We start from the raw sequence: 19,764 nt of genomic DNA on the forward strand, positions 1-19,764 counted from the left end.
GCTTCCGCGCGACGACCCGGTGAATTCCCAGACTTGCCGCTAGCTGCTGGAGGCACCGGCGAACGGGGTGACGGCGGGGATATACGGGCGGCGATTCGGGTGCTGCCACAGACCCTTTCGCTCCAGGATCGGCAGTACGCCCTCGCCGAACCAGTACGCCTCCTCCAGATGCGGGTAGCCGGAGAGCACGAAGTGGTTGATGCCGACCTTCGAGTACTCCACCAGCCGCTCGGCGACCTCTTCGTGCGAGCCGACCAGCGCGGTGCCCGCGCCGCCGCGGACCAGGCCCACGCCCGCCCACAGATTCGGCGCGATCTCCAGCCGATCCAGGCTGCCGCCGTGCAGTTCCACCATGCGCCGCTGGCCCTCGGATTCGCTACTGGCAAGACTGGCCTGCACGCGCGCGATATCGGCGGGGTCGATGCCGGCAATCAGCTTGTCGGCGACCCCCCATGCCTCTTCCGAGGTGTCGCGGGAGATCACGTGAATCCGCAGGCCGTAGTCCAGCTTTCGGCCGTGATCCACGGCCAGGCCGCGAATCCACTCCAGCTTGCGGCTCACGGCGAGCACCGGCTCACCCCAGGTGAGGTAGGTGTCGGCGTAGCGCGCCGCGACCGGACCGGCCGGCGCGGAGGAACCGCCGAAGAACACCGGCGGCACCGGATTCGGCCGATTGCTCAGCAGCGCGTTCTCGACCCGATAGTGCTCGCCCGTGAACGAGAACGGCTCCTGCGATTCCCACAGCGACTTGACCACGTGCAGGAATTCGCCGGTGCGGGCGTAGCGCGTCTCCTTGTCGGCGAAGTCGCCGTATGCCCGCTGATCGGCCGGTTCACCACCGGTCACCACATTGATGAGCAGCCGCCCGTCCGAATGCCGCTGGAAGGTGCCCGCCATCTGTGCGGCGAGGGTGGGGCTCATGAGCCCGGGGCGCAGGGCGACCAGGAACTTCAGTGTGTCGGTGGTGCCCGCCAGCATGGCGGTGGTCAGCCAGGCGTCCTCGCACCACGAGCCGGTCGGGGTGAGCACACCCTCGAAACCGTTCGTTTCGGCCGCTGCCGCAATCTGATTGAGGTAGTGCAGGGAGGCCGGGCGGTCACCCGACATCGGCGTGCCGTGCCCGCCGACCACGAGGCCGCGGGAGTCACCCGAGGTGGGCAGGAACCAGTGGAAGGACAGGCTCATCGAAGAATCCTCACGAGTTGAAGCGGTCGTTGAAGCGGGTGTCCACGAAGTCGGTGATATTCACCTTGCCCGGAATGAGTTTGGCATCGGTGAAGGCGTCGGCCACCGACTGCTCCTCGGCAATGGTCGGGGCGTCCAGCGGATGGTGCTGGTAGAGGGCACGTTTCACGGCGACCAGGGTGACGTCGTAGGGCACGCCGGTGATATCGGCGGACTGCTTGGCCCACGCTTCGGGATTCGCCACGATCCAGGCCTGCGCTCGCTGGATGCGGGTCAGCAGATCCCGCAGCGCCGCCGAACTTGCCTTGTTCGCCAGTGCCTTGGTGCCCGCGACGAAGAAGGCATCGCCTCGAAGGTATCCCTCACCGTTCACCAGCACCCGATCGCCGGCCTTCTCGGCCTGGGCCACATACGGATCCCATACCGCCCACGCATCCACCCGGCCGGTGGACAGCGCGGCGAGCGCATCGGCGGGCTGCAGATACTGCGGCTGAATATCGGCGAAGGTCATGCCATTCTTTGCCAGCACCGCAAGCAGGTGCTGATGCCCCGAGCTGCCCTGAGTGACGGCGATCTTCTTGCCGCGCAGATCCTTCGGATCCTTCAGCGTGGAATCCTTGGGCACGACGATGGCCTGCCCCTGCACCCCGGTCGAATAGGCCGCGACAATCTTGATCTGCGATTTGGCGGCCGCCGCGAAGACCGGCGGCGCATTGCCCACGCCGCCCAGGTCCACGGACCCGGCATTGATGGCCTCCAGAATCGGCGGCCCTGCGGTGAAGGTGGACCAATCGAGCTTGTAGGGCAGGTCCTTCCCCTGTCCGGACACCTCGAGCAGGGCTTGCAACGCCTGCCCCTTCTGATCACCGATACGCAGCGTGACCTGCGACAGATCCACCGAACCGTCCGCGTTCACACCCTTGTTGTTGCTGTCGCTGGACCCGCAGGCGGCGGTGACGAGGGCAGCCGTGACCGCGAAGGCGACGAACAGACGTCGGGCGACGGTGTTCCTTCCAGTGATCATGCAGTTCCTTCCGGAGACACGCCCAGTTCGGCGAGCAAGCTTGTGCGCAGTGCGAGGAAATCGGGATGGTCGCGGCGGCGCGGGCGCGGTAGGTCGATGCGCAGCTCGCGGGCGATGCGCCCGTCGGCCAGCACCAGGGCGCGGTCCGCGAGCAGCAGCGCCTCGTCCACATCGTGGGTGACCAGCAGTACGCCCGGCCGATGGCGGGCCCACAGCTCGAGCACCAGATTGTGAATCGTGATGCGGGTCAGGGCATCCAGTGCACTGAAGGGTTCGTCCAAGAGCAGCAGATCCGGCTCGCGCACCAGGGCGCGCGCCAGCGAAGCCCGCTGCGCCTCGCCGCCGGAGAGCGTCAGCGGCCAGGCGTCGGCGCGACCGCTGAGACCGACCTCGGCGAGCGCGGCCCGCGCGGCGGCCTTCGGATCCTGGTGTCGCAGACCGAGAGTGATGTTGGCGGCCACCCGTTTCCACGGCACCAGTCGCGGCTCCTGGAAGGCGACGGCCACCTCACCGGGGACGGTGAGCTCGCCGTCGGTCTCCCGGTCCAATCCCGCCAATGCCCTCAGCAGCGTGGACTTTCCGGACCCGCTGCGCCCGAGCAGCGCCACGAATTCGCCCCGCTGGATCTCCAGGTCGAGACCGTGCAGGACTCGGCGGTCACCGAAATCCTTGACCAGCCCGCGAACTCGGGCAGAGCTGGTTACGTTCCCAGGAAGCTGCGTCGCCATGACAGTGCCCTCCGCTCGATCAGCCGGACCGCCGAATCGGTGACCAGACCCAGCACGCTGTAGACGAGCAGGCCCACCACGATCACATCGGTGCGCAGGAATTCGCGGGCATTGTTGATCATGTAGCCCAGTCCCGCATCGGCATTCACCTGTTCGGCGACGATCAGCGCCAGCCAGGCCACACCCAGGGACTGCCGCAATCCGACCAGCGCCTGCGGCAGCGCGCCCGGCAGCACGATGTGCCGGATGAGCCCGATTCGGCCGAGCTGCTGCACCTGCGCCAGTTCGGCGAGCTTGCTGTCCACACCGCGGATACCGGCAAAGGTATTGAGGTACAGCGGAATCGCCACACCGAAGGCGACCAGCACAATCTTCGGCAGCTCCCCGATGCCGAACCACAGGATGAACAGCGGAATCAGGCCGTAGAACGGCAGCGTCCGCAGCATTTGGAGAATGGGGTCCACCAGGTTCTCCCCCACCCGGCTCAACCCGGCCACCAGTGCCAGCGCGACGCCGATGACCGCGCCGATGACGAACCCGACCGCAGCTCGCTGCAATGACACGGTGAGTGCCGTGGTGAGCGTGCCGTCGGAGATGAGATCACCGGTCGTGTGGACCACGGTGAGCGGTGAGGCCAGCAGGCGTTCGGACAGCACACCGGTCGAACTGGCGAGCTGCCAGAACGCGACCAGCAGCAGTGGACTGATCAGCCGCGCCCAGGCAATAGGCACACGCGGCAGGCGTGTAAAGCGCAGGCGGGCCGGAATAGGCCTGGCCTGCACGGCAACTGAAGACACGGCAAACACCTCGGGCGTTGGGGACGGGGACCGACGGCGGCCGAGCCCTCGACCGCCTCGTTCGAGCCTGCCGGGTCGCGCACCGGTCGTCACCCGTTGAAATCCGTGTGATTCTTGATCGACTCGATCCCGCGACTGCCACAATGGAGCCGCGACGAACAGCCGGGGGCGTCATGAGCAGTCCGCATCAGCCGATCACCGTCGGATCCCTGTTCGGGCCGTATCGCCTGGACAAGTTGATCGGGCGCGGCGGTATGGGTGAGGTCTATCAGGCCTACGACACGGTCAAGGACCGGACGGTGGCCATCAAGGTGCTTCCCGAACGCCTGGCTCAGGATCCGGTGTACCGGCAGCGTTTTCAGCGGGAGTCGCATGCGGCGGCCCGGCTGCGCGAGGCACATGTCATTCCGATTCACGATTACGGCGAGATCGACGGCCACCTCTTCATCGATATGCGCCTGGTCGACGGCGACAGCCTGCGCGCCCTGCTGCGCAGCGCCGGGCCGAGCTCACCGGAACGCTCGGTGGCGCTCGTCGAGCAGATTGCCGCCGCCCTGGACGCGGCGCACGCCGACGGCCTGCTGCACCGCGATATCAAACCGGACAATATCCTGCTCACCCATGACGGATTCGCCTATCTGGTGGACTTCGGCATCGCCCAATCCGTCACCGATCCCTCCCTGACCAGGGACGGCTCGGCAGTCGGCTCGTTCTACTACATGGCGCCCGAGCGCTTCGGCTCCCGTGACCTGACACCCACGACGGATGTGTACGCCCTGGCCTGCGTGCTCTTCGAATGCCTCACCGGAAGCAGGCCGTTCACCGGTGATACGGACGCGCAGATCATGCGCGCGCACCTGTTCGATCCGATTCCGCAGCCGAGCCGGGTGCGTTCCACCGTTCCGGCCACCTTCAATCCGGTGGTTGCTCGCGGTTTGGCGAAGAATCCCGCGGAGCGTTATCGCACTGCGGGTGAGTTGGCCACCGCCGCCCGCAGCGCACTCGAGCCCACCGGTTCCGCGGCGATCACGGCCCCGACAGGTACTGCGGCGGAGCCGGTAACCCAGATATCCGAACCGGCGGCATCGGGCACACCGACCGGACCCGTTGAGCCCACGGGATCGGACGAGCCGACAAACCGGACCGGCGGCTCCCCGAAGCGCGGCGGGCGGACACGGCGTTTCGCGGCGGTGGCGGGTGTGCTCGTATTAGTAGCCGCCGCACTGGGTTTCGCGGGCTGGGCGGCACTATCCGGCGAACGGAAGGGTGTAGCAGTCGCCGACCACACCGCCCTGCAGGCACCCGATGTGGCATTGCTTTCACTGCTCGACGGGGCAGCGTACAAGCGCCACAATTGCCGGCACGAGGCCCCGGACGCCAACTCGACCGCAGTCTTCTACTGCGATGCGAATCCCTCGGCTGCCGCTCCGGCAGCACGCTTCTGGCGCTTCCAGACCGTCGACGCGCTGCACGACTACTACAAGACCATTGTGCTGGGCAGCCTGCACGGCGCCTCGTGCCCCGGTGATCCGACCGGCGTCGACGCCCCCTCCATGATCGACGGCAAGGAAGTGGGCCGGAAAACCTGCTTCGCCAATAGGGCCGAGACGCCGAATGCGCCGAAACCCACGCTGATCCTGACCAATGACACCGTCATGGCAATGGCGATCTACATCTGGGATACCCCGGCGGACACGCCGTTTCGGGACTATCGCGCGAAACAAAATGGCGGACAGTTCCGTACGCCGGACCACGGCCAGGATCCCGACCAGTTCACTCCTGCCGATCGTGATGTGCTCGCACACACCGGCGACGGTTATCGGGCCGTCAACTGCCGGCACAGCGATCCGCCCGGCAGCCTGGCGAATTCGATCGTCGACTGCTCCACCAAGCTCGGCGATCCCGCCGTCAGCTTTATCGGCCTCCCCGACCGGCATACCTCGGATGTGCTGTACCAGGCCGATCTCGGACAATTCCCCGGCCGATCCTGCGGCGGCGGTGGCGGATCCGACGACGTGTGGCGCAAAGCCAACGGCACAGTAGTAGGCCGCTACTTCTGTTTCACCGACCCCACCTCCGACCCAGCCGTGCTCTGCCTCCTAGGCGTACACGACGACCTACACCTGATGGTCGACATCTGCGCCCTGCCCGCCGACAGCCCGGAAAACGGCCCCAAAACTCAAGCAGCCCTATTCACCTGGTTCCAACAGGAATTCGCCTCATGACCCGAGACCGCGAATCTCGACCTCCCGGAGGAGTACCTCCAGCTGAACGCAGCTACGAGTCGGTGGCATCCAACCAGTCGATGAGCGTGGCGAAGTCACTGTGTCGCAGTCCGCTCCGCGGATCCACCTGGTACAAGAGAGCTCGGCTTCCAAAGTTGGCCGACACCCATTCCCGATCCCGGTCACTGATCTCGTCGTCGATCCAGATGAACGGTCGCCCCGCGGCCCATTCGACCAATGCCCGAGTCTTCCAATGCAACCCGAACCATTCGTCAACCCGATCGCCGGATTCATCGGACCACTCCACAACTGCGAGCGCAGCCAAGCCCAGCCGCGGGCTGATCAACCGATTGGCCTCGTGCATCCAGGTTGTGGCCCACACCAGCTCGCACGAAAGGGCCGACAGCAACGGTCCGAGGCCAGGATCGATTCGATCCACAAGCGGGTTCCCCTGACCTGCACTGTCAGGAGAAAGTTGCAAAGGGAACTCACCACCTGGTGATTCGCCGAACGGAATCAGCGGTCCATCAATATCCAGGAACAACAGCGGACGGTCCAGGACCTTCATCACGTTCGCAGAGTAGCCCGCGGATCTATACCGGACAAAGGCTCTCTCGGGCGGTCACGCGCTCACCTGGGCAAGCTCGTCGAGACGCCGCGCGGTTGGGTTCTGCCGCCGCCGATCTCCGGCTCGGGCCGACTGGGTTGCGGCTAATCGGCGAACATCTGGGCCGCCATCTGCCGGGACTTGTCGACGGCATCGAAACCACGCGGCAGCATGATTGCTTGATAGGCGGCGACAGCGTCGGCAAGCGACTGGTCACCTCTTGTGGCGGAAAGAATTTCGCGGGCGAGGGTGGCGGCATCGGCCAATGCGGTGTTCGCACCCGCGCCGGCGGTGGGCGGCATGGCGTGGACCGAGTCACCGAGCAGGGTGATCGGACCCGGCTCCCATGCCGGAACCGGATCGCTGATCGGGAAAGTGATCGGGAAGAACGAGTCGATGTCGGAACGGGCATAGATATCGCGGATCGCGGGATGCCAATCCGCGACGACGTCCGCGGACAGTTTCCACAACTGCTCCGACGACATGTGAAACAGTGTCTCGTCGGCAACGCCGAGTCGCTGCGGGGTGGCGATCAGAGTGACCATCAAATAGTCGGTCCGTTCCGCGGTGGGAGTGCGGAAGCGGACGGTCCCGAACCCCACGCCGCAGGTGCTGCCGCCGGACACCCAGCACAGGCCGCGCTCGAATTCCTCAGGCGACAGGACGCCCGTCAAGGGCAGTCGGCCGTAGATACACCGCAGGCCGAAATCGTTGACTACGGCATCGGGCAACAGTTGACGACGAATGACCGAACCGACACCGTCCGCGCCGACCAGCAGATCCCCCTCGTCACTACCGCCCTCGGTGAACTCGACGCGGACCCGGCCCGAGTCGGTGAGCTGGTAGTTGGATACCGTGCGCCCGAAGCGGACGGCCTCGCCGAGTCCGGTGAGCAGCCCCTGACGGAAGGCATTGCGGTCGACCGCGGTGAGCTGGGAGTCAGGGATGCCGGCAAAGTCCTGGGCGAACACTCGCTGCAGGCCGGTGGTGAAGGTGGTCACCAGGTCGCCGTTGCGGCCGCTGGTGCGGCGCAGCACGTCCAGCACCTCCGGCGTCACGCATTCCGCCAGCGCCGCATTGCCGTTCGGGTCGATGTGTATGCGGTAGCCCTGGTTGCGCGTTCGGGGTGTGGGGTCCTGCTCGAAGACGGTGACGTCGACCCCGGCGTGGTGCAGGGCCTGGGCGAGAGCCAGCCCGCCGACCCCGCCCCCGGCAATGAGAATCCTTGTGTCCTTGGACATTTCGATCTCCTCCTGATTCTTCACCGGCCACACGCCGGTACCTGTTTCCATGATGTGCTCAGTACCGCCGACTGTCAAACGTTTATTTGATACGGTCATGTAGACACATACTTCTGCTGAATGGTTATATAATCGCTCCATGGCAGGATCGAAAGCTCGCAGGTCACCAACGCCACAGGAGCGGCAGCGCGATCCCGATCGCACCCGCGCATTGATCGCCGACGCCGCGCGGGTCGAGTTCGGTGCGCACGGATACGCCGGCGCCCGCATCGGCGCGATTGCCGCCCGCGCCGGGGTGAACGTGCAGTTGATCTCCTACTACTTCGACGGCAAAGAAGGCCTGTACCAGGCCATCACGAAGCAGTGGGCGCAGCGCCAGGGCGAACTGGTACCGCCGGATGTACCGCTGCCCGAGCAGCTACGCCGTTACGCGCTGGAGGCGTTGCACAATCCGGATGGGGTTCGCCTGCTGGCCTGGAATGGGCTCGAATACACCGCGCCCGAATCCCCCACCGGCACCGGCCTGTTCGCCGAGACTATCGACAAGCTGAAGGCACTACAGGAGTCCGGTCACCTGTCGGCCGATCTCGACCCCGCATGCCTGGTAATCATGCTGATGGCCATGGCGATGGCACCGACCACGCTGCCTCAGATCGTGGAGGGCGTCTGCGGTGTCGATCCGCGTTCGCCCGAGTTCCTCGAACGGTTCGCCGACCAGATTGCCGCGCTGGCAGTGCATCTCGGGCTCGGGCCGGCCTCCGGCAAGCCCGAGGTGGGTCCGCCCGCGCCATAGCCCAGCCCTGGCCCCGCGACATAGGAGGCATGGTGCTCGCAGATCCTATTCCGGCGCAGGATTTGAACATCTACGGTAAGGCCGAGTTGCCGTGGGATCGGGTGGTCAAGGCCATGGAGGCCGGTATCGGGCGGCCGGAAACCAGCGCGGGCGGCCCGAAGATCAACGGCTCGAGATCATCTCAGTTCATCGCCGGGCTGGCAGCGCATGTACATGCCGACGAGTGGAAGGTTCCAGGTATCCCGGCATTGTCGGCGAAGCCCGGTGGCAGGCCGAACAGACTGGAACCCAGTTACCAGCCAACCGGCTGATTGATGGCAATGAGGTTCCCGTCGACGGCTTTGAGCACTGCCAGACGGTTTCCGGGCATATCGACGATGCCGGTCGCCTGATCGCCATTGACGACAGGCGCCGTACCGATCTCGGCGAGCGACCCGTCGGCGATTTCGCCCAGCGCCGTGGCACCGAGAGCCACCATCGAGGCATGCGTCGCCGTGATGTCGCCTACTGTCCAGAATGGAAGCGGATGGCGCACCCACGGTTTGGACGACAGCGCGATACCGATGGCATACATCGCATAGTCCGCGGTGCGAAAGACGGGCGCGGCACCGAGCATCGCCGTGAAAGCCGCAACGCTCGCATCCAAATCCGCTGCTGGGTAGACGACATTGGCGAAGCCGGTAGGGGCGTCCACGGGAACTCCTTCTGATACCGAGCCATGCTCGATGGTGATGATCAACTTCGACGATCAATGTATCGGCACCCTCCGACAGCAACGCCTTTCAGCTGCGCCGACATCGTCGATCGCAACGGCGGCGGCTGCTGCGCGGACGGCTACCTTGCACATCCCTGCCGCCTGGAGAACTCACGATAGGTTGTGCCGGGCTCCCTCCGCAGCTGGGAGCCCGGCACTTTGCCGGCACCGGTGTGGGCGGTGTCGACATCTTGCGTGCTCCGCAGGGAGCACAGATCTGGGGGTCAGTGACCGCCGCGGACGATTTCGACGGCACGGGTGAGAATGTCTAGCCCGTGCGAGATTTCGGCTTCGGTGACGGTCAGCGGGGGCAGCAGTTTCACGACTTCGTCTGTGGAGCCGGAGGTTTCGACCAGCAGCCCGAGCTCGAAGGCGGTGCGGCAGACCTTGGCGGCCTGGGAGGCGTCGTCGAAGACCAAACCCTGGACCAGGCCGCGACCGCGCGTTGACAGGCCCTGGAAATCCTCGGCGAGGAGGGTCAGGTGCCGGCGGATGCGCTCACCCTTGGCGAGGGTGGCCAGCTCCATCCGATCGTCGGACCAGTAGTGGCGCAGGGCGAGTTCGGCGGTGATGAAGGCGGCATTGTTGCCGCGGAAGGTGCCATTGTGCTCGCCGGGGGCCCACTGGTCCAGATGCGGCTTCATGAGCACCAGGGCCATCGGAAGGCCGTAGCCGCCAATGGATTTCGACAGCGTCACAATATCGGGGGTGATGCCGGCGGACTCGAAGGAGAAGAACGGTCCGGTGCGGCCGCAGCCCATCTGCACATCGTCGACGATGAGGAGAATGCCTCGCGCGGCGCACATTTCGGCGAGCGAGCGCAGCCATTCCGGGCGAGCGACGTTCACGCCGCCCTCACCCTGCACGGTTTCGACGATCACCGCGGCGGGCTTGTCCACGCCCGAGGAGCTGTCGTCCAGCACCCGGCGCATCCACGAAAGCTCGTCCATGCCTGCGAGATAGCCGTCGTAGGGCATGGGGGTGGCATGTACCAGCGGTACACCCGCACCGGCCCGCTTGGCGGCATTGCCGGTGACCGACAGCGCGCCCAGCGTCATGCCGTGGAACGCATTGGTGAAGTTCAGGATGGTGGTGCGGCCGGTCACCTTGCGCGCCAGTTTGAGTGCGGCCTCGACGGCGTTCGCTCCGGTGGGGCCGGGGAACTGCACCTTGTAGTCCAGGCCGCGCGGGATCAGCAGCACATCGCGGATGGTCTCCAGCAGACGGCGTTTGGCGACGGTGGACATATCCAGGCCGTGCGTGATGCCGTCGCCGACCAGGTAGTCGATGAGGGCCTGCTTGAGCACGGGGTTGTTGTGCCCGTAGTTCAGCGACCCCGCGCCGGCGAAGAAGTCGAGGTAGTCCTTGCCGTTCTCGTCGGTGAGCCAGGCCCCGCGCGCGGTGTCGAACACCGTCGGCCAGGACCGACAGTAACCGCGCACATTGGATTCGAGCGCCTCGAAAACGGTCGTCTCGGCCATGGTCATCGGTGGGGTCCTAGCGTCGGAGCAAAGTGAAACGCAGATGTTTCTACCATTGACCGATGCGATAGCGGAACGTTTTCGGCGAATCGGGCGAAAGACTCCCGTCAGATGAGACGACGTGATGCGCGTCTCGGCCGCAACGCGGGAAGCATAACCCGCAGCGAACCGACCGGACTACACCCTTCAGGCAGCGATCTTTTCGGACCGTAGCGCCAGAACCGCGATGCCCGCGACCATCGGAATCGTCACAGCGAGGCTGACCCAGCCGGTGCCGAGCCCGAGCCCGTCGGCTCGATGTGAGGCCAGCCAGTCGGTAGCGGAGGCCCCCAGAGGGCGGGTAACCACATACGAAGCCCAGAAGGCCGCGATCGCGCTCAGCCCTGCCCAGCGATACGCCATGGCAGGCACGGCAATAGCAATTGCGAATATCAGGATCGACGGCAGGTAGCCGAGATGCAGTGTGGTGGCGGTCAAATCGCCGGCCACCGTGCCCAGGGCGAAAGTCACCATGACCGTCGTCCAGTAGAACGCTTCCCGGCGGCGTGTGGTGATGCTGTGCACGGACAGCGTCCCCTCGGTGCGATACCAGAGCGCGAACACCCCGGCAAGCACCACGGCGAACCCGGCCGTCGATACCGCCAGCGGAATCCCGATGACGAAATCGACGATATCCGCGACCATTGTGCCGAAGATGCTCACCATCACCACGGCGAACCAGTAGATCCACGCCACGTACCGCGGACTCCGGAACTGGGCGATCAGACTCACGATGAGCAGCAAACCGGCACCGAGCACGGCTATCTCGGGCTGGGAACCGCCCACCAGGAAATCGGAGAAGGTCTCCCCCATTCCGGTGGAAAGGACTTTGACCACCCAGAACAGGGCGGTGATCTGAGGGACTTTGGCAAGCAGCGGGCGCGCGGGCGAAACTGCTACTGTCGCAGGCTTTGTCACAAGCGCACTGTGGCAGAGGCCCGCTGAGAAACCGCTGTGAAGCAGTTTCCTTGCCGCGCACCCCGGTTCGCACGTAGGGTCAAACTCTTGTGCGTGCCGACGCGGGGGTCTACTGGCAACTCGTCAGGGCCGGATTTCGCAGACAGTCACATTATCGGCTCGCCATGGTTGCGGGCCTGATCACCAATGTCGTTTTCGGGTTTGTGCGCTCATCGGTGTTGATGGCGGCGGTACATGCCAACACTGGGTTCGGCGGGTACGATCGCGGGACCATCGGCGCGTACACCTGGCTGTCGCAGGGGCTGCTCGGGGCCATCGCCTTCTGGACGCTGCCCGACATTGTGGAGCGGATTCGCACCGGCGATGTGGCCATCGACTTCCTGCGGCCCATCGATGTCCAATTCGCCCATCTCGCCGAATATCTCGGCCGGGCGACCTGCACGCTGCTGCCGCGCAGTGTGCCCAGCGTGCTGATCGGCGCGCTCACCTTCGGACTGACGCTGCCGAATACGGCCGGACCCTATGTGCTGGGGGTGATCAGTCTGGCACTGGCCATCGCGCTGTCGTTCCTGTCCATGTTCGCGGTGTGCCTGTCCGGATTCTGGCTGGTGGAGACGCGCGGACTGCGGGCGCTGCACATGATCTGCGGAACCTTCCTGGCCGGCCTGTTCGCACCGGTGCACCTGTTCCCTGGGTGGTTGCAAACCATCGCGTACGCCACCCCGTTCCCCGCCATGCTGCAGTGGCCGGTCGATGTGATCTCCGGGCGCACCGCGGGGCTTGCGGCGGCGGGACTGGTGACGGTGCAATGTTTCTGGCTGGCCGTCCTGCTAGCACTGGGCCAGCTGCTGCTGCGGGCGGGACGCCGCAAGCTGGAGGTGCAGGGTGGTTGAGACCCTGCCCTCCCGGATGGCGCCCTATCGCGCGGTACTGGCCTCCCGATTGCGCGCGCAGCGGGCGTATCCGCTGTCCTTCGCGACGGATGTGTTCAGCGCCTTCCTGATCGGCGTGGTGGAGTTCGCGGAAATGTGGGTGATCTTCCGCAATGTGCCGCAGCTGGGCGGGCTGGATCTCAATGCCATGCTGCTGGTGTTCGGAATGAGCAATACCTCCTTCAGCATTGCCGACATGCTCGTCGGACACGCCGATACGCTGCCCACGTATATCCGGATGGGCAAGCTGGACGCCTTCTATCTGCGACCGCAACCGCTGCTCCTGCAACTCATGACGAGCGATATCGCGTTGCGCCGGGTGGCGCGCATCGGAGTGGCCGCCACCGTGCTCGGATTCGGCCTGGCCCGCAATGAGATCGATTGGACCGGAACCCATCTGACGCTCTTCGCACTCACGCTGATCTCGGGCATCGCCATTTTCGCCGGACTCTTCATCGCGGCAGCCGGGGTGCAGTTCTTCCTCATCGACGGATCGGAGCTCACCAATGCCTTCACCTACGGCGGCTCCTACGCCTCCATGCAACCCGCTTCGGTGTTTCCGACACCGATGAAGCTGATCTTCGGATTTCTCATTCCGGTCGCCTTCACCTCGTACCTGCCCGCCATCGCACTGCTGAATCTGCCGGGGCCCGCACTGCTGCCCGCCTGGCTGGCGTGGGTATCACCGCTGGCGGCGCTGTGGGTGTGGCTGGCGGCGCTGTATTCGTGGCGATTGGGCACCAGGCACTATCAAGGAGGCGGCGGGTGAGCGATCCGATCATCGATATTGCCGGGCTGACAAGAACTTTCGTACTGCGCCGCAAAGAGGGGCGCTGGCGTCGGCGGCGCGCAGTGGTGACGGCGGTGGACGATATGAGCTTCCGGATCGAACCCGGCACCGCGGTCGGGTACATCGGTGCGAACGGCGCGGGCAAATCCACCACCATCAAAATGATCACCGGCATTCTGGTGCCGACCGCCGGCCGGCTGCGCACCTGCGGACTCGATCCGGTGCGGCAGCGGCGCGAGCTGGCCGGGCGCATCGGGGTGGTCTTCGGGCAGCGGTCGCAGCTGTGGTGGGATCTGCCACTGCGCGAATCGTTTTCGATCCTGGCGGCGATCCATCGGCTGGAACCGGCGGCGGCGCGGCGGCGCACCCGGGAGCTGGTCGAGCAATTGGAGATGGGCAATACCCTCGACACCCCGGTGCGACAGCTGTCCCTGGGTCAGCGCATGCGCGCGGAAGTCGCTGCGGCACTGCTGCACTCACCCGAACTGGTGATCCTGGACGAGCCGACCATCGGTCTGGATGTGTTGTCCAAGCAGCGATTACGCGAATTCCTGCGGCTGGAGCGCACCACCCGCGGCACCACCCTGCTGCTCACCACCCACGATATGGGCGATATCGAGCGACTCTGCGAACGCGTACTGGTGGTCGATACCGGCAAGCTGGTGTACGACGGGTCCCTCACCGGACTCGCGGCCACGGTCGGCGCGCACCGGGTGCTGACCGTCGATCTGGCCGAGCCCGCACCGGACCTCACCGACCTGCCGGGCGCGAAGCTCCTCGACAGCGAAGGCGGCGGCGTGCGCCAGCGCCTCGCCTTCGATACCGAACTCACCACCGCCGCCCAGTTACTGGCAGCGGTATCGGCGCGCGCCGAGGTACGCGATCTCTCCATCGAGGAGCCCGATATCGAGGATGTGGTGCGCCGCATCTACGAGGCTGCGGCACACCCGTTCTCGTAATTGGGATGCACCACCGTTGTTCATCCCTTTGTCGTCCATTGGACGCGAAGATCACATCTGCTTCTCACTGATTGTGAGGACATTTGCAATAGCGCAAACCCGGTGGAGTTCCGCGCACCACATCGTCTCGGTTTCGAATTGCGGGGCCTGCCGGTCTGTGCGACGTTGCTCTTTATTGTCCGTGTGCTCCGTATGGGTCGGCACGGTGGCCGAATCTCAGGAGTGAGTGTGAATTTGCGTCCCGCACGTCTGTTGCCGCGCGGTAGCGTAAGCCTCACGCCGGCACTCGAATTCGCCCGGCCGCGCACCATTCGAGCGCGCCTGCGACGGATTCTGATCGTCTCCGTGACGCTGGTGCTGGCCCTGCTCACCGTCATCATCGCTGGTGAGATCGGGCGCTACCGTGATACCGGCGCCACCACGAACGCCGTGGATCTCGCACTGGGAGTGCAGGATCTGGTGCACGAGGTGCAGCGCGAACGCGGGCTTACCAATGGTTTGCTCGGCGGCGACGGGTCGGCCCGCAATGCCGTCAATATGGAGCGCAACGCCGTGGATACGGCACTGCAGGCGCTGAATCACGTGCTGGACAAGGGCGCGCCCGGCTCCGATCAGGTGCACTCCGCCCTCGCGCAATTCTCGGGTGTGAGCGCCAATCGGGCCGGTGTGGATGCCCGGCACATTGACCGGCAGACGTCGTTCACCTTCTACACCAATGCGATTCTCGCCCTGAACCAGGCGCGACCCGGGCTCGCGAACGCGCAGGACTCCGCCCTGTGGCGGGGCCTGCAGACGCTATACGCGCTCGGCGACGTCAAAGAGTTCACCGCCCAGGAGCGCGGATTCCTCAATGGCGTCTTCACCGCGGGTGAGTTCGGGTCCGGTGAGTACGTGCAGTTCCTGAATATTCGCGCCGGAAAGCTGGCCGCCATATCGGCTTTCCAGCGCGATGCCACTCCGGGACAACAGTCGCAGCTGGACGCCGTCATGCGTTCCGATGATGCGGTGCAGGCCGCCGGGGCCGAATCGGTCGCTATCGGCTCGGAGCGCGGACCGCTGCTCGAACCGATCAGTGCGCCGGACTGGTGGCGGCAGATGACCTCCGTCATCGATGCCCAGCGCGTGGTGCAACGCTCGGTCGGCAGCGATATCCATGCTCGCGCAGCGGAACTGCGGCGCGAGGCGACGCTGGTGCTCACCGCTTACGCGCTGGCCGCACTGGTGGCGATCACCGCGATGATCTCACTGGTCGTAGCCACCGTGCGCGCCATTGTGCGACCGCTCGCACAACTGGCCGACGAGGCCGATGCGGTCGCCACCCAGCGCCTGCCGCAGCTGATCGCCGCCTGGGCCGACAACTCGACCACCGACCCGGAACCGCCGGAGCCGGTGCGCGCCGACGAACGTGCGGGCACCGAAATCGTCTCGGTGGCAACCGCACTGGATCGGGTACAGGCCACCGCCTTCGAACTCGCCTCGGCCCAGGCACGATTGCGGCGCAATACCACCGAATCGCTGGCCAACCTGGCCCGGCGCAATCAGAACCTGGTGCGGCGTCAACTCGGGCTGATCAGCGAATTCGAGCGGGAAGAGCTGGACCCGGGCGCACTGTCCAATCTCTTCGAGCTCGATCACCTCGCCACACGCATGCGACGCAATGCCGAGAGCCTGCTGGTGCTCGTCGGCGAGTCCAGCCCGCGGCGGTGGACGCAGTCCATTCCGCTCAGCGATGTGATTCGCGCCGGCCTGTCCGAGGTCGACGACTACCGGCGGGTGGTACTGCGCCGGGTGGACGATGCCGCCATCGCCGGCGCCGCGGTGAGCGAGCTCGCGCATATGCTCGCCGAACTCATCGAGAACGGATTGGCCTTCTCCCCACCGGATCTCGAGATCGAGATCTACGGCCGGCGACTCGGGCCGCGCTATCTCATCGCCATTGTCGATCACGGCGTGGGCATGCCGCCGGATCAGCTGGCCATTGCCAATGCCCGGCTGCGCGGTGAGGCCGACTTCCTGGTCGCCCCCACCCGGTTCCTCGGGCACTTCGTGGTGGGCCGGCTGGCACAGCGCCTGGGCATCGAGGTGGAACTCACCGTCTCCCCGGTCAGCGGCGTGGTGGCCCGGCTGTTCCTGCCCGAAGCGCTGCTCGGCGACCAGCCGCAGCCCGTACTCCCGGAACTCCCCGTCGCGGAGGCCAAACACGCCGCGACGGTACAACTTCCGATGTCCGGCGCGGCTGCCATGGTCGAGCCGACCACCGGCCGGCACCGGCCGCTCCCTGCAGTGCCGCAGGCCCCGGTTCCCGATGACGAAATCGCCTTCAGCACAGTGGAATTCGGCCGGACAACCGAGTCCGGAATCGCCTCGCACATCGCCTTCTCGGCAAGCGGTCCGGGACACGGATACTCCAACGGCACTCCCGTGGAGAGCAATACGATTCGGCTCATACCGCTGCGCGAGTCCACCGATTTCGCGGTGCGACAGCAGCCACTGGAGCCGACCGCGGCGGAATCGGAGGCGGGTGTTATGGGATCTGTCCCAGAGGTGCAACGCACACGAAACGGTCTCGTCAAGCGCAGCAAGAAGACTCGGGAGAATTCGGGCGCCACGCCGGGTGGCGCCCACTCCGCCCCGACCGCCCCGGTGACCGCTCCGCACGCCGACCGCTCACCGGAACAGGTGCGTAGCATGTTGTCCGGCTTCCGGGCCGGACATCAGCGTGGTGAACACGGCGCCCCACCCCGGCCCGGCTCTAATCCCTAGGAGAACCTCAGGTGACGACTCACTACACCGACACCGATCCGCACACCTTCAATTGGCTGCTCGCCGATTTCGTGCGCACCACCGACGGCGTGCGCGATGCCGTCGCGGTCTCCTCCGACGGGTTGCTGATGGCCATGTCCGCGGGGCTGGACCGGGCCGGCGGCGACCGGCTGGCGGCGATCGTGTCCGGACTGACCAGCCTCGGCCGAAGCGCTTCCCGCAGTTATGCTTTCGACGGACTGCGGCTCATCATGATCGAGATGGGGCGCGGCTTCCTGCTCGTCTCCGCCATGACCAATGGCAGCTGTGTCGGCGTGATCGCCGATAACAATGCCGATGTGGGCCTGGTCGGATATCAGATGGCCGTGCTGGCCGAGCGCGCCGGCGCGCTGCTCACCCCCGCGCTCATCACCGAACTACGGGAGTCGTTGGGCCGATGAATGATTCGCACCGGCTACCGGATCCGCGAATGATCGCCGTCAACCGGCCCGAAAGCTGGTCCGGAGCCACGCCCCCCACCACTGTCACGGCCGAAGACGAAGCCGACTCCCAGGTGGTGCGGCCCTTCATGATGACTGCCGGGCGCACCACGCCGCTGGTCGACGGACTTCGGATCGAAACCCTCGTTCGCGCCTCCCCCGCCGCACTCTCCGCACCCCTGCACTTCGAACTGGAGCGGGTGGTCCGGCTGTGTCAGCGCCCGCACTCCATTGCCGAAATCGGTGCGGCACTGCGCATACCGATCGGCGTGGCCCGGGTACTGGTCAGCGATCTGGTCGCCGCCGGCCATGTCACGGTGAACCAGGCCGATGAATTGTCCATCTCCGCGATCGAAAGGATCCGGGACCTTGTTCGGGCACTCTGAAGTTCCGGCCGCGCCGCTCGCGTCCTCGGTGAAAATCGTGATCAGCGGCGGTTTCGGCGTCGGCAAGACCACTCTCATCGGCGCCATCTCCGAAATCGAGCCGCTGGCAACCGAAGCGGCCATGACCGAGGTCTCGCAGGGCGTGGACACTCCGGGGCGCAATACCGGTAAGACCACCACCACGGTGGCGCTGGACTTCGGCCGCATCACCCTGGACCCGAACCTGGTGCTCTATCTTTTCGGCACCCCGGGCCAGGAGCGGTTCGAATTCCTGTGGGACGACCTGCTGGACGGCGCACTGGGCGGCATCATCCTGGTCGATACCGATCGGGTCGAGGACTGCTACCCCGTGCTCGAATATTTCGAACAGCGCCGCACACCATTCGTGGTGGGGGTGAACCGTTTCGACGCGGCGCCGAACTTCGACCTGGACGAGGTGCGCGAAGCGCTGGATATCGATCCGGCGGTCATACTCCTGGATTGTGATGCGCGCGACCGGGAATCGGTGAAGGACCTGCTGGTGGCGCTGCTGGAGCAGATTCTGCGGGCCCGCCGCTCCCCCGCCCTCAGCCGCTGACCATCGAGACAAAAAGCGACCCCGGGTGCCGGAGCACCCGGGGTTTCTCACGCGAAATCCATTCGCGCGATGAGATTTAGCGGCCGAAGGAGCCGGTGAAGAGGGTGTTGAGAATACCGCCGAGTGCTGCGCTGCCGGTGCTGAACAGGCCGTTGAGAGCTGCACTACCAGTATCGATGATGACCGGGATCATTATTCAACCTCTCTGTAGGTATGCCGTCGATCGGTATTTCCGGTCGGCGACGTGACCCACAGTGCAGGGCCAGCCTTACAGCGTCCTGGTCGATAGCTGAGAGGTTGCTAAGTTAGTGTGTAATGACCGTCACACTAAAGAGGCTCATGGCCATCCGCGGCGTACAAGCTCACTTCACCGTCTTCTGCCAGGAAGGCGTTGACCAGCATCGTTCCGCTGGAACGAAGCTCTTCGGGAGTCGGGGCGGCAGTCGTGACCGAAATCTGCGGCACCGCAGCCCAGTTGACGACATAGCGCTGAGGGGGACCGTCATCGCCGGAAAGGTGCGCCAGCCGGAACACCGACACCCGCCGGCGAACAATGAGGGTCCGCACGACTTCGGCGATTCGCTCCGGGTCTTCCAGCGCGAACATGAAACCGAAGCGCAGCTCGGGAGAGGATGCGTATGCGGGCACAAATACCCAGGCTAATCGACCGCGACGCGCAGGGCTCCCGGCACGCCGCGCCGGTAGCTATTCATAAGCTTCAGTAACGGGCCCGGAGAGCTGTCGGGCGGCGTCCGCCTGGAAGCGACCGACCAGCCTGTCCCCCGCGAACTCTCGCGGAGGTGTCGATCCGCCACCAAACGCAGCACCCGTGTGACCGTGCCGTAATGCTGTATAACGATTATCCGGCAGCTTCCCTGAGAACGCGCCGAATGGTTGCGCCCCTTCGACTATCGCGCTTTCCTGAGTATGTCCCGCATTGTCCGGACAGTCTCCCCATCGCATCGTCGCGAATTTCCCGGTTTCTTCACCGTGCCGTTCGTGGTGGGCTGTGCGTCCCGGAGTGTGGGTCTGCGCCGGAGCCGAGGGGAGCCCCTCCCCGAAACCCCCTCGGCCCTGGCGCATCCA

Annotated in this window: 20 protein-coding genes; 10 read left to right on the top strand and 10 right to left on the bottom strand. The window is 65.5% G+C overall.

All coding sequences use genetic code 11. The features are described 5' to 3' along the window. Positions 1-39: 39 nt before the first annotated feature. From JWN03_RS15790 to JWN03_RS15805, 4 genes are read right to left on the bottom strand one after another with little or no spacing between them, the layout of a single operon-like run. Entirely contained in the window at positions 40-1,185 is a 1,146-nt protein-coding gene (locus JWN03_RS15790; protein WP_297615127.1) for an LLM class flavin-dependent oxidoreductase, read from the bottom strand. Between the two features lie 10 nt (positions 1,186-1,195). Then, positions 1,196-2,209 carry an ABC transporter substrate-binding protein gene (locus JWN03_RS15795; protein ID WP_297615129.1) on the bottom strand — a complete coding sequence of 338 codons (1,014 nt, stop codon included), beginning with the start codon at positions 2,207-2,209 and terminating at the stop codon, positions 1,196-1,198. Further along, a complete protein-coding gene (locus tag JWN03_RS15800; protein ID WP_297615131.1) occupies positions 2,206-2,937 on the bottom strand; it encodes an ABC transporter ATP-binding protein in 732 nt (243 codons plus the stop codon). The genes JWN03_RS15795 and JWN03_RS15800 overlap by 4 nt, the downstream gene beginning before the upstream one ends. Then, positions 2,910-3,734 carry an ABC transporter permease gene (locus JWN03_RS15805; protein ID WP_297615133.1) on the bottom strand — a complete coding sequence of 275 codons (825 nt, stop codon included), beginning with the start codon at positions 3,732-3,734 and terminating at the stop codon, positions 2,910-2,912. The genes JWN03_RS15800 and JWN03_RS15805 overlap by 28 nt, the downstream gene beginning before the upstream one ends. Positions 3,735-3,907: 173 nt before the next feature. On the opposite strand from JWN03_RS15805, the gene JWN03_RS15810 reads away from it, so the two are divergent. Further along, positions 3,908-5,959 (top strand): serine/threonine-protein kinase, encoded by a 2,052-nt coding sequence (locus JWN03_RS15810; protein ID WP_297615135.1) that lies wholly within the window; start codon positions 3,908-3,910, stop codon positions 5,957-5,959. 52 nt (positions 5,960-6,011) lie between these two features. Here JWN03_RS15810 and JWN03_RS15815 read toward each other — a convergent pair whose 3' ends face one another. Beyond that, positions 6,012-6,527 carry an HAD domain-containing protein gene (locus JWN03_RS15815; protein WP_297615164.1) on the bottom strand — a complete coding sequence of 172 codons (516 nt, stop codon included), beginning with the start codon at positions 6,525-6,527 and terminating at the stop codon, positions 6,012-6,014. Positions 6,528-6,670: 143 nt separating this feature from the next. Next, entirely contained in the window at positions 6,671-7,858 is a 1,188-nt protein-coding gene (locus tag JWN03_RS15820) for an FAD-dependent oxidoreductase (protein ID WP_297615136.1), read from the bottom strand. A gap of 88 nt (positions 7,859-7,946) precedes the next feature. On the opposite strand from JWN03_RS15820, the gene JWN03_RS15825 reads away from it, so the two are divergent. Both JWN03_RS15825 and JWN03_RS15830 read left to right on the top strand, forming a co-directional pair. Continuing rightward, positions 7,947-8,600, top strand: coding sequence for a TetR family transcriptional regulator (locus JWN03_RS15825; RefSeq protein WP_297615138.1), 654 nt, complete (start codon positions 7,947-7,949; stop codon positions 8,598-8,600). Positions 8,601-8,632: 32 nt separating this feature from the next. After that, positions 8,633-8,911 carry a hypothetical protein gene (locus JWN03_RS15830; RefSeq protein WP_297615140.1) on the top strand — a complete coding sequence of 93 codons (279 nt, stop codon included), beginning with the start codon at positions 8,633-8,635 and terminating at the stop codon, positions 8,909-8,911. Here JWN03_RS15830 and JWN03_RS15835 read toward each other — a convergent pair. From JWN03_RS15835 to JWN03_RS15845, 3 genes are all read right to left on the bottom strand, one after another. Then, positions 8,893-9,339: a VOC family protein gene (locus JWN03_RS15835; RefSeq protein ID WP_297615142.1), complete on the bottom strand. Its 447-nt coding sequence runs from the start codon at positions 9,337-9,339 to the stop codon at positions 8,893-8,895. The genes JWN03_RS15830 and JWN03_RS15835 overlap by 19 nt on opposite strands. A gap of 239 nt (positions 9,340-9,578) precedes the next feature. Further along, positions 9,579-10,841, bottom strand: coding sequence for a diaminobutyrate--2-oxoglutarate transaminase (ectB, locus tag JWN03_RS15840; protein ID WP_297615144.1), 1,263 nt, complete (start codon positions 10,839-10,841; stop codon positions 9,579-9,581). 180 nt (positions 10,842-11,021) lie between these two features. Further along, positions 11,022-11,792 carry a COG4705 family protein gene (locus JWN03_RS15845; RefSeq protein WP_297615146.1) on the bottom strand — a complete coding sequence of 257 codons (771 nt, stop codon included), beginning with the start codon at positions 11,790-11,792 and terminating at the stop codon, positions 11,022-11,024. A gap of 164 nt (positions 11,793-11,956) precedes the next feature. On the opposite strand from JWN03_RS15845, the gene JWN03_RS15850 reads away from it, so the two are divergent. The 7 genes from JWN03_RS15850 (at position 11,957) to JWN03_RS15880 (ending at position 18,678) form a co-directional block, all read left to right on the top strand. Continuing rightward, a complete protein-coding gene (locus JWN03_RS15850; RefSeq protein WP_297615148.1) occupies positions 11,957-12,685 on the top strand; it encodes an ABC transporter permease in 729 nt (242 codons plus the stop codon). Next, positions 12,678-13,493, top strand: coding sequence for an ABC transporter permease (locus JWN03_RS15855; protein ID WP_366914435.1), 816 nt, complete (start codon positions 12,678-12,680; stop codon positions 13,491-13,493). Before JWN03_RS15850 ends, JWN03_RS15855 begins: the two co-directional genes overlap by 8 nt. A gap of 104 nt (positions 13,494-13,597) precedes the next feature. Then, entirely contained in the window at positions 13,598-14,473 is an 876-nt protein-coding gene (locus tag JWN03_RS15860) for an ABC transporter ATP-binding protein (protein WP_297615168.1), read from the top strand. A 228-nt stretch (positions 14,474-14,701) separates the two neighbouring features. Next, entirely contained in the window at positions 14,702-17,236 is a 2,535-nt protein-coding gene (locus JWN03_RS15865) for a sensor histidine kinase (RefSeq protein ID WP_297615150.1), read from the top strand. 11 nt (positions 17,237-17,247) lie between these two features. Then, positions 17,248-17,676, top strand: a complete 429-nt coding sequence (locus tag JWN03_RS15870) for a roadblock/LC7 domain-containing protein (protein ID WP_297615152.1) — start codon at positions 17,248-17,250, stop codon at positions 17,674-17,676. Beyond that, positions 17,673-18,101 (top strand): DUF742 domain-containing protein, encoded by a 429-nt coding sequence (locus JWN03_RS15875; RefSeq protein ID WP_297615154.1) that lies wholly within the window; start codon positions 17,673-17,675, stop codon positions 18,099-18,101. The genes JWN03_RS15870 and JWN03_RS15875 overlap by 4 nt, the downstream gene beginning before the upstream one ends. Further along, positions 18,085-18,678 (top strand): GTP-binding protein, encoded by a 594-nt coding sequence (locus JWN03_RS15880; protein WP_297615156.1) that lies wholly within the window; start codon positions 18,085-18,087, stop codon positions 18,676-18,678. The genes JWN03_RS15875 and JWN03_RS15880 overlap by 17 nt, the downstream gene beginning before the upstream one ends. A 327-nt stretch (positions 18,679-19,005) precedes the next feature. Here the strand turns inward: JWN03_RS15880 and JWN03_RS15885 are convergent, their stop codons facing one another. After that, positions 19,006-19,284, bottom strand: a complete 279-nt coding sequence (locus JWN03_RS15885; protein WP_297615158.1) for a hypothetical protein — start codon at positions 19,282-19,284, stop codon at positions 19,006-19,008. Positions 19,285-19,764: the final 480 nt, after the last annotated feature.

This window comes from Nocardia sp., from assembly GCF_025465275.1.
Lineage (GTDB): Bacteria > Actinomycetota > Actinomycetes > Mycobacteriales > Mycobacteriaceae > Nocardia.

Excerpts from the sequence above, each read along its gene's own strand:
- JWN03_RS15790 (WP_297615127.1), bottom strand. The coding sequence starts at position 1,185 with ATGAGCCTGTCCTTCCACTGGTTCCTGCCCACCTCGGGTGACTCCCGC.
- JWN03_RS15795 (WP_297615129.1), bottom strand. The coding sequence starts at position 2,209 with ATGATCACTGGAAGGAACACCGTCGCCCGACGTCTGTTCGTCGCCTTC.
- JWN03_RS15800 (WP_297615131.1), bottom strand. The coding sequence starts at position 2,937 with ATGGCGACGCAGCTTCCTGGGAACGTAACCAGCTCTGCCCGAGTTCGC.
- JWN03_RS15810 (WP_297615135.1), top strand. The coding sequence starts at position 3,908 with ATGAGCAGTCCGCATCAGCCGATCACCGTCGGATCCCTGTTCGGGCCG.
- JWN03_RS15815 (WP_297615164.1), bottom strand. The coding sequence starts at position 6,527 with ATGAAGGTCCTGGACCGTCCGCTGTTGTTCCTGGATATTGATGGACCG.
- JWN03_RS15820 (WP_297615136.1), bottom strand. The coding sequence starts at position 7,858 with ATGGAAACAGGTACCGGCGTGTGGCCGGTGAAGAATCAGGAGGAGATC.
- JWN03_RS15825 (WP_297615138.1), top strand. The coding sequence starts at position 7,947 with ATGGCAGGATCGAAAGCTCGCAGGTCACCAACGCCACAGGAGCGGCAG.
- ectB (WP_297615144.1), bottom strand. The coding sequence starts at position 10,841 with ATGACCATGGCCGAGACGACCGTTTTCGAGGCGCTCGAATCCAATGTG.
- JWN03_RS15850 (WP_297615148.1), top strand. The coding sequence starts at position 11,957 with ATGGTTGCGGGCCTGATCACCAATGTCGTTTTCGGGTTTGTGCGCTCA.
- JWN03_RS15860 (WP_297615168.1), top strand. The coding sequence starts at position 13,598 with ATGAGCTTCCGGATCGAACCCGGCACCGCGGTCGGGTACATCGGTGCG.
- JWN03_RS15875 (WP_297615154.1), top strand. The coding sequence starts at position 17,673 with ATGAATGATTCGCACCGGCTACCGGATCCGCGAATGATCGCCGTCAAC.
- JWN03_RS15885 (WP_297615158.1), bottom strand. The coding sequence starts at position 19,284 with ATGTTCGCGCTGGAAGACCCGGAGCGAATCGCCGAAGTCGTGCGGACC.